The following is an 11,993-nucleotide window of genomic DNA, read 5'->3' as shown; positions in this document are numbered from 1 at the left end:
TGCTCTCCGATCGCAGGCACCGTACCCGCGCTCGGAGCCGGGCGTAACCCCCTGCTCAGCGCTGGCCGGGACGGCTCTCCCGTGGGTCCTGCTCGCGTTCGTCGTCCGGGCGTTCCGGCACCCGACACGAGCGCTCCAGCCACAGCGCGGCACCAATCAGAGCCAGCGAGGCGAGCAGACCCCCGCCCGCCGCCGGTCGATCGTCGAGGGCCGCGCGGGTGGTCTCCATGAAGAGCCAGCCGGTGAGCCCCGCGTAGAAGCCGGCGAAGATGGCCGCGGCCAACGCCGACGCCTTGGCCAGCACCACGAGGCGGGCAACCAGCAGTGGGTCGACGGGTTCCCGGCCGGGCTTGCGCTCGATTCGGCCCCGGGTGTTTATCGCGGCGTACGCCTCGAGGACGGCGAGCCCGGCCAGCGTCACCACTGGCAGCCAGGGCAGCCGGGGGACGCCGCTGTAGTAGAGGCTGCTGATCAGCAGCCAGGCCACCGCCGCCGCGGCCAGCGCGGCCACGACCAGTGTCGAAATCCGGGTGGGACCCATCCGGGACCGGTCCGGGCCTGACCCGCCCGGTGGTGGGGACTTCGCCTGCGTCATGCCGGCCGGCTCCGCTCGGTCATGCCGTCGACTCTAACGCCAACTCCGGCCGGGGACGCAGTTCCAGCGCGTCGTCCGCCGCCGGGCCGGCGGTGAGCAGGTCGGTGAGCCAGCCGTGGCCGGGCAGCCGACCGTACGGCTGGATGTCGATCCACGGCCGCAGCACGAAGGCCCGCAGGTGCGCCCGGGGGTGCGGCAGGGTCAGCTCCTCGTCGTCGCTGAACACCGGCTCGTCGTCGTCGCCCCAGACCGCGATCACGTCCACGTCGAGGGTGCGCGGCCCGAACCGCCGCTGCGGGTCACGGACCCGGCCGGCCGCCCGCTCCGCGTCGCGAGCCCGCTCCAGCCAGTCGCGGGGAGTGGCGGTCGCGTCCTGGGCGAGCAACACCGCGTTCAGGTACGCGGGCTGGTCGGCGTCGCCCCACGGTGGAGTCTCGTACACCCCGGAAAGCACGAGTACGGCGTCGCCGAACGTCGCGACGGCAGTGCGCAGGTGGCCCAGCCGGTCGCCCAGGTTGCTGCCGAGTGACAGCACGGCCCTGGTCACCGGTCCCGCGTCCGGGTCATGGTGACGGCCACGTCGGTGAAGGTGTGCGGCACCGGGGCCTCCGGTTTGTGCACGGTGATGGTGGCGGTACGCACCCGCTCGTCGGCCAGGCAGACCCCGAGGAGACGATCGGCGAGGGTCTCGATCAGGTTCACCGGCTCGCCGGTCACCACCGCGACCAGGCTTTCGGCCAGCTCGCCGTAGTGGACGGTGTCCGTGACGTCGTCACTGGCCGCCGCCGGGGCCAGGTCCATCTCGAGGACGGCGTCGACCACGAAGTCCTGCCCCTGTTCGCGTTCGAAGTCGTACACCCCGTGCCGGCCGCGGGCCCGCAGGCCGGTCAGGTGGATCCGGTCTGGCGTCATCGCCGCCCCTCCCGCTCGTGATCGTGTTGCGCCAGCTCCTTGTCGTACGACGGCACGGCCAGGCGCGGACTGCCGGTCGCGGCCCAGACGGCCAGCGCGTCGACGGTGGCCCGCACGTCGTGTACGCGTACGCCCCAGGCGCCCGCGGCGACCGCCAGCAGGCTGGTGGCCACCGTGGCCGCCTCCCGCTGGGCGGTCGGTCGCGGGGTGCCGTCCGGGGCGGCGAGCAACCCGCCGAGGTACGACTTGCGGCTGGCCCCGAAGAGCAGCGGACAGCCGAGGTCCAGCAGCTCCGGCAGACGGGCGCTGAGTTCCCAGTTGTGCGCGGCGGTCTTGGCGAAACCGAGTCCCGGGTCGACGATGAGGCGGTCGGCGGCCACCCCGGCGGCCAGCGCCGCGTCGATCCGTTGGGCCAGCTCGGCCCGGACGTCGGCCACCACGTCGCCGTAGCTGGCCAGCTCGCGCATCGCGCGGGAGTGGCCACGCCAGTGCATCAACACCCAGGGGCAGTGCGCGTCGCGAACCACGCGGGCCATGTCCGGGTCGGCCAGCCCGCCGGAGACGTCGTTGACCACCGCCGCCCCGGCGGACAGGGCGGCCTCCGCGACCCGTGCGCGACTGGTGTCGATGCTGACCACCACGCCAGCGGCCGTCAGCTCGCGGATGACCGGCAACACCCGCGCGACCTCGGTCGCCGCGTCGATCCGTTCAGCGCCGGGACGGGTCGACTCACCGCCGATGTCGATCAGGTGTGCGCCGGCGTCGCGCAGACGGACGCCGTGTCCGACGGCCGAGTCGAGGTCCGCGTACCGTCCGCCGTCGGAGAAGGAGTCCGGTGTGACGTTGAGGACGCCCATCACCACCGGGCCCGAGGCCCGCACCAGATCGGTCACGGCTAGACGGTACCGGTCGCGGCAGCGGCGCCAACCGACCCGGGTCGGCTCAACCGACCACCCCTGACGTGCTCGTTAGAACAGGTGTACGATCGGTCATCCGGGCAGCATCGGGCAGTCCCTTCGCGGCTTGTCGCAATCCGGGGCGGCCCGTACGCTTTGGAATTGGCCAGCATCGAGATGGCGAAGCTTGGAGGGAGGGCCGAAGCGGGGAAAATCCGCCCAAACCTCGCCACCCTCTGTGGTGAGTAACGAACGCAGGGTCAAGAACGCCATGCCCTGTGGAGCAGATTTCCCGCCAGGCTTGCCTATCGCACCGCCGCGGCACCGCCGGCCGCGCTATGGGGAGGTTCCAGTGATCGCCTTCGAGCTCATGGAGACGACGTCGTCCGGCGTCGCCCACGCGCTCTCCACCCTGGCGTCGACTCCGCTCGCGGAGCCGGCACCGAAGGGGATCGACACCAACAGTGTGGTCACCTTCTTCGCCAGCAAGATCGCGCCGATCCTGCTCGCCGTCCTGGGCGTCATCTTCATCGGCCGAGCCAGCCGGGGCGAGATCTCCAAGGTGTTGACCAGCTCCGCGATCGCGATCGTCGGGCTGGCCTTCATCGCCGGCGCGGCAACACTCTTCTTCGTCGGCGATTACCTGATCGACCTGATCTTCGAATAGGCGCGTTCACCAGATGCGGCTGCGCACCGACGACGACATCTACCGGGCCCGCCTGGTCTACCTCGGGCCGCCCGGTTACACCCTTCCGGTCCACCTGCCCTACGCCCAGTACGGGCTCTTCATCCTGCTGGTCCCCCTCTACATGTTCATCCACTGGCTGTTCACGTTTACGGTCGAGCTCTTCCCGGCCTGGGAGATCGCGCTCGCCATCGTGACCACGTCGTTCATCTTCCGGCACGTCGACCCCGATCGGCCGGCGCGGGTGGTCATCCGCACCGCACTGACCGACTGGCGACGCACCCGGGAGCCGGCGATCGAGCAGCGCGATCCGCGCCTGGTCGGCAGCCGGATCAGGATCCGGGAGGAGCTGGCATGACCGGGCGTACGCCGATCGGTTCGTCACACGACGCGGGTGAGAGCCTGCCGCCACTCCCGAAGGCGGTCGCATGAGTCGCTCGTCCACGCCGGGCTCCCCGGCCGGCCACCCGGCCGTGCCGGCCGGTCACCGTGCGCAATCGTTCGACTACGCCGACGACGAGGACGAGGTGGCGCTCGATCCTGCGCTGGTGACGTCGCCCGGCCACGGTGCGGTGGGCGTGTTCCAGGCACCCCGGCCGATCCCCCGCCGGACGCCACCCGCCGAGCCCAGCGCGGTGTCGGCCGGCGAGAACGCCGACATCGACTCCCCCTTCCTGGACCTCTTCGGTGGGGCACGGCCCAGCGCCGAGCGAGCTGTTTCGGCCGGCCCGAGCACCCAGGAGCAGCCGGCGATCCCACCGCAGGCGCCGCCGACAGCCGGCCCGGCGCCGGCCCGTCCGATTCCCGAGCTGGAACCACCATGGACGCCCGACGACCAGTCCCGCAGCGGTCGCCGGTCCACCGAGCCACGGCACGGCGGTGGCCACCCGGCCAGCGAGTCGCGGGTGCCGCACCAGGCCGGCGACCGACTGCCGATGCTCCGTCCATCGGGTGAGCCCGACCCGACCCCCACCACACCACCGGCAAGCACCGGTCCCGTCAGCGGGCCAGTGAGCACCACGTCGGACAGCCGCGCGACGGCCACGCCGTCGAATCGGCAAGCGACTCGGGCAGACCGTCCGGCTGCTCAGACGGCCCGGCCGACGGTCCCGGCTGAGCAGCCGGCCAGCACCGGGCCGACGAATCGGCCGGCGCTGGAGCGCACGCCGCGGCGCGCCGCCGACTCGGATCGACCCAGGAGCTCGGGCACCGAGCCGACCGGACGCGAGATCGCCCCGTCCCGACAGCGTGCCGCGAGCCGACCGGACCGACCGACCAAACCGACCCGGGTCCGCGCTCCGAAGATCAAGTTTGGCGATCGGGACCCGTCGGTCGAGCTGGCCATCACCGAGATCGCCGGTCACCTGACCTTCACCCCCAACACCGTGACGGCCTGGTACTGGCTGCCCGAGGTCCGCTGGGCATTCCGGCCGGACGCCGAACGCGAAGCGCTGTTGTCAGCCATCTCCGAGCAGTACGCCGGCCTGGCCGGCTTCCGGCTGCACCTGCGCCGCACCACCCGGCCGTTCCCCGCCGACGAGTGGGCGCGCACCATCGACGCCCACACCGCCGCACCGCTCGCCGACGTTCCCGGCACCACCGGCTGGGCCGATCACCTGGTCGCCGCCCAGCGGCACCTGATGGCGGTCAACCACGCCGAAGGCCAGACCTACCTGGGTGTCACCTTCGCCCGCCGCTCCCTCGGCGACTCGCTCACCGAGCGGTTGCTGCGCACCTTCGGCCGGGGCACCGCCGAGGGCGAACGCCGCAAGCTGGGCCGCACCGTGGAGCAGTTCGACGAGGTGCTCGGCGCGTTCGGCATGCGCGGCCGGCGGGTCACCGCCCAGGAGTTGGAGTGGCTGCTCTACCGCTCGGTGGCGCTGTGCATGGCCCCGCCCGGCACGCTCTCCCCGGTCACCGACGGGCGCTGGGAACGCGGTGACCTGCTCGCCCTGACCGAACAGGTGGAGCGCTACCGCACCCCGTACGGCTCGACTGTGAAACTCGTCAACCGGATGACCGGCGAGGAACGGCACGTCGCCGTGCTCGCCGTCGGCCGGATGGAGCCGCTGGAGATCCCCGAGCGGCACGAGCCCTGGCTGCACTTCCACGAACGGCTGCCGTGGCCGATGGAAATCTCCACCCGCGTCGACATCCTCGGCTCCGGTGACTCCTTCCGCAATCTCGAACACCGGCTGCGGATGATCCGCTCGCAGCAGCTCGACTACGCCGAGCACGGCATCGACGCACCCCCGGAGCTGGAGCGACTGGCCAAGCGCGCGCTGGTGATCGGCGACGAGATGACCACCGGCCTGCCTGTCGACTCGGCCCGCGCACACGGCTGGCACCGGATCGCCGTCGGCGGCCGGACCAGGGAGGAATGCCTGGAGCGCGCCCGGCGGCTCATCCAGCTCTACTCCCGGGAACTGCGCATCTCCCTGCAACACCCGAAGAACCAGGACTGGCTGGCCCGCGAGTTCATCCCCGGCGAGCCCATCGCCAACACCGGCTACGTCCGCCGCATGCCGGTGCCGTTGCTCGCCGCCGCGCTCCCCCAGGCCGCCTCGAACGTGGGCGACCGGCGGGGCGACCTGATCGGCCGGACCGCCGGCACCTGCCGCCGGCCGGTCTTCCTCGACCTGCACTTCCCCATGGAGGTCCGGGAACGCTCCGGGCTGGCGGTCTTCGTCGCCGAACCGGGAGGTGGCAAGTCGACGCTGCTCGGCGCGCTGGGCTACCTGGCAGCCCGCAGAGGTGTCCAGGTGACCCTGCTCGACCCGTCCGGGCCGCTGGCCCGGCTCTGCGCGATGCCCGAGCTGCGACCGTACTCCCGGGTGTTGAACCTGACCGGCTCGGAGCACGGCACCCTGGCGCCCTACTCACTCATTCCCACACCACTGCGTACCGAGTTCGCTGCCGGTGCGCCTGGTGACCGTGAGTTCGAGATCGCCGTCTCCAACGCCCGGGCCGAGCGACGGATGCTCGTCCAGGACATCTGCATGATGCTCGTTCCGCCGCAGGTGGCCCGTGAGGCGTCGACCGCCACCCTGTTCCGGCACGCGGTCCGGCAGGTCCCCGCCGAGGAGACGTCCACCCTGGACGACGTGGTGAGCTGCCTCGGTCGCCTCGACGCCGACGCCGGCAAGGAATTGGCGAACCTCCTGCTGGACACCGCCGAGATGCCACTGGCCATGCTCTTCTTCGGCCGGCCACCGGAAGGGTTGCTCGGTGCCGATGCCGCACTCACCGTGATCACCATGGCTGGGCTGCGGTTGCCCGACCTCAAGATCGAACGAGAGTACTGGTCAGCCGAGGAGGCACTGGCCCTGCCGATGCTGCACACCGCGCACCGGCTCGCCGTCCGCCGCTGCTACGGCGGGTCGATGTCGTCACGCAAGCTCGTCGGCCTCGACGAGGCGCACTTCATGGAGGGCTGGCGGTCCGGGCGTTCGTTCCTGGTCCGGCTCGCCCGGGACTCCCGCAAGTGGAACCTCGCGGCCCTGGTCGCCTCGCAGAACCCGCGCGACATCCTCGGCCTCGACGTGCAGAACCTGGTCTCCACCGTCTTCGTCGGCCGGATCGCCGAAGACGCCGAGATCGCCTCCGAAGCGCTACGGCTGCTGCGGGTGCCGGTCAACGACGGGTACGAAGCCACCCTCGCCTCGCTCTCCGCCGCCGACACCAGCTCGGCCAGCCGCCTCGGCTTCCGTGAGTTCGTGATGCGCGACGTCGACGGCCGCGTGCAGAAGATCCGGGTCGACGTCTCATACGTCGAAGGGCTGTTGGACCACCTCGACACCACGCCCGCCGCGATAGCCGCGGCGGCCGGCGTGCTGCCGAGCATCTCCCTGCCGGATCTGGAGGCGTGACATGGCGAGGGCCTGGGCAAGGATCGCGTCGTTCCTGCTCGCCCTCGGCGTACTGGCCGGGGCCACCCTCACCTGGCCGCTGATCGGCGCGGGGGCCGCAGCCGCCGCACCGCCCGTCGCCCAGGCCCGCGCCGACCTCTGCACGACCCAGGAATGGCAGGCAGACTTCCGTGCCTGCGTGGGGAAACTGCAAGCGGTCAGCGAGGACGAGGTCAAATGCCGTAACGCGCCGACCCCGGGTACGCCGGACTCCGGACTCGCCGGCTGGTTCGCCGGTCGCCCAGACTCCGCCAAGGAGCTTGGGCCGAAAGGCCTCTACAGCGACTACGGCTACGCCGGCTACAGCTACCCAACGTACGACATTCCGGGCGGCTGCGCATCGTCTGTCCTGCATCCGGACTACAAGTTCACCACGACCGTGGCGAACGGGGAGTTCATGATGGCCACCGCAATCGTGGGGGCGTCCAACGCGCTGCGCGAGCGGGCCTGGGATCCCCGATCGATGTGGGGTTGGGCCGACCCGCTGGTGGAGCAGGCGACCAAGGCCGTGTACCAGAAGGTGTTCAGCGTCTTCGGCATCGTCACCTTGTGTGTTGTGGGGCTGTACCTCCTCTGGCGGTCCCGCCAGTCGGACATGAGTAACGCAATGACCACCGCAGGCTGGGCACTGCTGGTGATGGTCGCGGTCACGGCACTGGCCGCTTGGCCGGTCAAGTCGGCGAATATCGCAGACGGCACCCTGGTCACCAGCCTGGGCGTGGTGCACGATGCTGTGGGTCCCGCAGCCCGAGACACCCCCCCTGATCGTTGCGCCGTCCCCAATCCGGACGCTTGTGTGGACAAACGGCCACCCGCCGTACGAGCCAGTGACACGGCCACTGAGACGATGCTCTATCGGAACTGGCTGCGGGGGGTGCTCGGATCAGCCGACAGCGAGACCGCCCGCAAGTACGGCCCCGCGCTCTACGACGCCAAGGCGCTGTCCTGGGACGAAGCCGAAAAACTGCGCGCCAACCCGGCTACCCGGGAAGCGACGATCACGGCGAAGCAGCAGCAGTGGGCGCGGGTGGCCCAGCAGATCCAGACCGAGGACCCGGAGGCCTACGAATACCTCCAGGGAGTGCGGGACATGGACCGGGTCGGCGCCGGGTTCATTGCCGTGCTCGCCTCGGTGCTCTTCGCCATGTTCGACCTGACCGCGTCGCTGCTGGTCCTGCTGGGCTTCCTGATCTTCCGGTGGGCGGTGATCGCGGCACCAATCCTGGGCACGGTCGGCCTACTCCGGCCGGCCAGCGCCGGGTTGCGCCGCTTGGCGAACGCCGTGGTCGCCGCGGTCTTCAACATCGCCATCTTCGGCACCGGGGCCGCGATCTATCTGTTTGCGGTCGATCTGATCATGAGCACGCCGACCCTGCCCGGCTGGCTTCAGGTGGTGCTGGTCTGGCTCTGCGGGGTGGTCGGCTGGCTGTTGCTGCGCCCGTACCGGCGGATAACCCAGCTCGGCGGCAAGGACAGCAGCGAGGCGGTCAGCTCGGCCGGCTCCTGGCACCGTCGGTTCTTCCGGGACATGCGGGTCGCGGCGCGGCTCGACGTGGTGGAGCCCGGCGGCACGGCTGAGCCGGTGGGTGGACGTCGCCGGTCGCCGGACGCCGAGCAGACCCGGCTGCGCCCAGAGGCGCGCAGGGAGGACCCGGTGCCGACGCCAACGGCTCCGGTCGGGGCCCAACGGACCGGCAGCGCGCGACCGGACGGTCAGGAACGCGCCGATGAGGCCACGAAGGAGGAGACCGGTGGCGGGGGCCGTAAGGTTCCGCCCCAGCCTCGGCGGCGGCAGCCGGCGACCTGGACCGAACCCGACGTGCCGGCCGAGAACCCGTCGTTCGTGGTCTACCGCCCGGGCTCCACGGAGCGTGTGCCGGACCGTACCGGACCGCGGGTGCGCTCAGAGGCCCGGTGACGGCAATGCGACGGGCCCTGGAGTTCCTCTTCACCCGGGCGCTGCGGTCTCGACTGGGGGTGGCGCTGGTGATCGCGGTGCTCATCTTCGGTGTGATCGGGGCCGCCCGCCTGGTCTCCGGTCCGTCCGACCCGGCGGACGGACTGAGTAGCCGGCCGGACCGGCCGATCACCACCGTGGACCCGACGGCCGGTGACGATGGCGTGAAGTCCACCGAGGCTCCGCCGTCGCCGGTCACTCCGGCGGGTGCCCGCACACCCGAGCAGACCGCCGACCGGTTCGCCAAGGCCTGGCTCGGCCGGCCCGGGATGGCCGCCGACCAGTGGCAGGCCGGCCTGCGTCCGTTGTCGACATCGGCGTTGACCGAGAAGCTGTCCGGCGCCGACCCCGGCGGGGTTCCGGCCGAGGAGGTCACCGGGCCACCGGAGGTGCGGGCACGCACCCAGACGTTCGTCGAGGTGCTGCTGCCGCTCGACAGCGGTCGGCTCCGGCTGGAGTTGGTCGCCGACGACGACGGCTGGCTGGTCGACGTGGTGGATTGGGAACGGCAATGACCGTCGGCGGTGAAGCGGTCCCGCTGCGCCGGCGCCTGCGGATCGGGGTGATCACCACGATCCTCACCGGGGTGCTGCTCCTGCTCTGTTGCACCGGCGGCACCGCCGCGTTCTTTCTCAGTGGGCTCGGTGGCGACGCGGAGAACGGGGACACTCTGGCCGGTTGGGGCTGCGGCCCGGTCCGTCCGGTGGACATCGCCGGCGAGTTGCCAAGGTTCACCGAGTACGGCGACCCACAGATCCGCAACGCCGCGATCATCATCAAAATCGGTCAAGATCTGGGGGTGCCCTCGCGGGGCTGGGTGATCGCCCTGGCCACCGCGATGCAGGAGTCCGCCCTGCGCAACCTGGCGAACAGCGACGTTCCCGCGTCTCTGGCCCTGCCGCACGAGGGAGTCGGGGCCGACCACGACTCGCTGGGCCTTTTTCAGCAGCGGCCGGGCTGGGGATCGGTCGCCGAGCGGATGACACCCGCGTACACCGCTCGCAAGTTCTACGAGAAACTCATCAAGGTGCGGAGCTGGCAACGCCGGCCACTGACCGTGGTGGCGCAGCAGGTGCAGGTCAGCGCCTATCCAGACGCGTACGCCAAGCACGAGGAGTTGGCCAGCAAAATCGTTGACGCCCTTGCTGGCGGGGCGGCCCGTACCGTCGAGATCAACGGCAAGGCCGTGTGCAACGCGGCCGAGCACGGCGAGATTGCCGCCTCCGGTTGGACCGCCCCGATCCCTGGCGACGTCGGTTCCGGCTTCCGGACCGGCGACCGTCCCAGCCACAACGGGGTCGACATCGGGGCGGCCAAGGGCACCGAGATCCGAGCCGCAGCCGCCGGGCGGGTGTTGGTGGCCCGTTGCGACCCGGACAATCAGGGACGGCGGAACTGCGACGTGGACGGGTACCCCGGCAAGGGTGGCTGCGGGTGGTTCGTCGACCTGCTGCACGCCGGCGGCAACATCACCCGGTACTGCCACATGGTGGTCCGTCCCCGGGTCGCACCGGACCAGATCGTGCCCGCCGGCGAGGTCATCGGGCAGGTCGGCAGCAGCGGAAACTCGTCGGGCCCACACCTGCATTTCGAGGTACACCTGCGCGGCGACCGATCCAGCCGCGGTGCGATCGATCCGATCCCGTTCATGCGCGAGCGGGGTGCCCCGCTGCGCGCTGCCGAGTGAGGCCACCAGGGGCATGACCGGACCGTTGCCGGACCCGTTCGCCGACCAGCCCGACTGGGCGCCCCGGCCACCCCGCCCGCTGGCTATGGTTCCCGCCACCGAGCGGGTGGAGCTACGCGGGCGACGGGTGCTGGTCGGTCTGCCGGGGTTGGGTTGGCGAGGAGACCTGCGGGCGGACGACCGGGTGGTGCAGAGCGCCCGGACCTATGTGCCGGTGATTCCCGAGCACGAGTGGTACCGGGCCGAGGCCGACCAGGTCGAGGTGTTCGCGCCGCTGGTGCCGGTGGAACGGGTCTGGGTCGAGACCGTTGGCAGCCGGCCGGCGTCGGAGATTCCCCGCGAAACCGGCATCCGGTTGGTCTCGCTGGACGGCCCGGCACACCGGGCCCCCACACCCGTCTTCGAGGCCGACGCCGTCACCGGCCGCCGGGTGGTGCACGTCGAGGGCGGTCTGGAGCACCGGGATCTGCGAGCGGTCACCGAGACCTACTCGGGTGCCGAGGGGGACATCTGCGTCCGGATCACTCCGGAGGTGGAGTGGTACCGCTGGGCCTGGCGCGGCCAGTCACCGACCACTTTGGAGGTTCCGGTCCACCTGCTGTGGATTGAATGACGTCAGCTGGCCCGCGCGCCGCCGCAAACTCGCCAGCCGTCGTCGAGCTGAGCGTCAAATCGCCAGGGCTGACGGTCGCTTTGATTCAAACCGTCTACTCGAGCAGAGATGATTAGCGTGACTTCGACGGCTGCGGCATCGTCATGCTTCTGCACGCTGAGGCTCCCCCAGCTGACAGCCATGGTGACGCCAAAACGCTTCTCACGCTCGAGCAGATCGGTCCGCAAGGACCGTAGCGCCTCCAACTGCGACCCACCCTCGCAGGTGAAGAGGTCTGCTCTCGCGTCGTTGCGATCGACGAGAAACGCACGCAGATAGTTGTCCACCACCACGTCGGGCGCGCTGCGGTCCGGGGCGGACGCGCGGTGGTACAGCACAAGCCCCGTGGCGAGCCCGCCGAGGCAGAGCAGCGCAAGCACCCCCGCGACGACAGTGAGCACCGTCCGCATTCGGCGGCGCGGCGGCTGCGGCTCCGGCGGCACCGGGGCAGGTGGTAGCTGCTCGGATGGTGTCCGTTGGGCCGGTACGTGGGAGACCTGGGAACCGGCGGGGGGCTGCACTGATTCCACCTCCTGACGCTATCGGCTGGACGCCCCGGAGCCAATGCCTCAGATCCAGCGGATCGTGACGGACCCCTACCCATCGGTGAGATCCACGACATCACCGGCGCAGCACCGTGCCACCTCCCGGAGGAGCAGCGTCGGCTGGGATACCGTCTCTGCTCGGGAGGGGTTGCCAAC

General features: G+C 71.0%; 12 protein-coding genes. 7 read left to right on the top strand and 5 right to left on the bottom strand.

The genetic code is table 11. The annotated features are described in order from the left end of the window. Positions 1-55: 55 nt before the first annotated feature. From ABZU25_RS29490 to folP, 4 genes are read right to left on the bottom strand one after another with little or no spacing between them, the layout of a single operon-like run. Entirely contained in the window at positions 56-595 is a 540-nt protein-coding gene (locus ABZU25_RS29490; protein WP_355032624.1) for a DUF3180 domain-containing protein, read from the bottom strand. A 19-nt stretch (positions 596-614) separates the two neighbouring features. Next, positions 615-1,142: a 2-amino-4-hydroxy-6-hydroxymethyldihydropteridine diphosphokinase gene (gene folK / locus ABZU25_RS29485; RefSeq protein ID WP_355032623.1), complete on the bottom strand. Its 528-nt coding sequence runs from the start codon at positions 1,140-1,142 to the stop codon at positions 615-617. Continuing rightward, positions 1,139-1,507, bottom strand: a complete 369-nt coding sequence (gene folB, locus ABZU25_RS29480; protein WP_355032622.1) for a dihydroneopterin aldolase — start codon at positions 1,505-1,507, stop codon at positions 1,139-1,141. The genes folK and folB overlap by 4 nt, the downstream gene beginning before the upstream one ends. Further along, positions 1,504-2,400 (bottom strand): dihydropteroate synthase, encoded by an 897-nt coding sequence (folP, locus tag ABZU25_RS29475; protein ID WP_355032621.1) that lies wholly within the window; start codon positions 2,398-2,400, stop codon positions 1,504-1,506. Before folP ends, folB begins: the two co-directional genes overlap by 4 nt. A gap of 355 nt (positions 2,401-2,755) precedes the next feature. Between folP and ABZU25_RS29470 the strand changes: the two genes are divergently transcribed. From ABZU25_RS29470 to ABZU25_RS29440, 7 genes are all read left to right on the top strand, one after another. Beyond that, the gene (locus ABZU25_RS29470; RefSeq protein ID WP_210912049.1) at positions 2,756-3,070 is read left to right on the top strand and encodes a hypothetical protein; all 315 of its coding nucleotides are present in this window, start codon (positions 2,756-2,758) and stop codon (positions 3,068-3,070) included. Between the two features lie 13 nt (positions 3,071-3,083). Continuing rightward, positions 3,084-3,446 carry a hypothetical protein gene (locus ABZU25_RS29465; RefSeq protein ID WP_355032620.1) on the top strand — a complete coding sequence of 121 codons (363 nt, stop codon included), beginning with the start codon at positions 3,084-3,086 and terminating at the stop codon, positions 3,444-3,446. A gap of 70 nt (positions 3,447-3,516) precedes the next feature. Then, complete coding sequence (locus ABZU25_RS29460; protein WP_355032619.1) at positions 3,517-6,957, top strand: ATP-binding protein; 3,441 nt, start codon at positions 3,517-3,519, stop codon at positions 6,955-6,957. Position 6,958: 1 nt separating this feature from the next. Further along, positions 6,959-8,914 (top strand): MFS transporter, encoded by a 1,956-nt coding sequence (locus ABZU25_RS29455; protein ID WP_355032618.1) that lies wholly within the window; start codon positions 6,959-6,961, stop codon positions 8,912-8,914. Further along, positions 8,911-9,468, top strand: a complete 558-nt coding sequence (locus ABZU25_RS29450) for a hypothetical protein (protein ID WP_355032617.1) — start codon at positions 8,911-8,913, stop codon at positions 9,466-9,468. The genes ABZU25_RS29455 and ABZU25_RS29450 overlap by 4 nt, the downstream gene beginning before the upstream one ends. Next, positions 9,465-10,640 carry a M23 family metallopeptidase gene (locus ABZU25_RS29445; protein WP_355032616.1) on the top strand — a complete coding sequence of 392 codons (1,176 nt, stop codon included), beginning with the start codon at positions 9,465-9,467 and terminating at the stop codon, positions 10,638-10,640. The genes ABZU25_RS29450 and ABZU25_RS29445 overlap by 4 nt, the downstream gene beginning before the upstream one ends. A gap of 13 nt (positions 10,641-10,653) precedes the next feature. Then, positions 10,654-11,253, top strand: a complete 600-nt coding sequence (locus ABZU25_RS29440; protein ID WP_355032615.1) for a hypothetical protein — start codon at positions 10,654-10,656, stop codon at positions 11,251-11,253. A gap of 2 nt (positions 11,254-11,255) precedes the next feature. Here ABZU25_RS29440 and ABZU25_RS29435 read toward each other — a convergent pair whose 3' ends face one another. Then, a complete protein-coding gene (locus ABZU25_RS29435; RefSeq protein ID WP_355032649.1) occupies positions 11,256-11,813 on the bottom strand; it encodes a hypothetical protein in 558 nt (185 codons plus the stop codon). Positions 11,814-11,993: the final 180 nt, after the last annotated feature.

It is taken from the genome of Micromonospora sp. NPDC005215, assembly GCF_040607915.1.
In the GTDB taxonomy this organism is placed as follows: Bacteria; Actinomycetota; Actinomycetes; order Mycobacteriales; family Micromonosporaceae; genus Micromonospora.
Note: the sequence above shows the minus strand (reverse complement) of the source record. Positions and strands in the feature narration are given on the sequence as shown.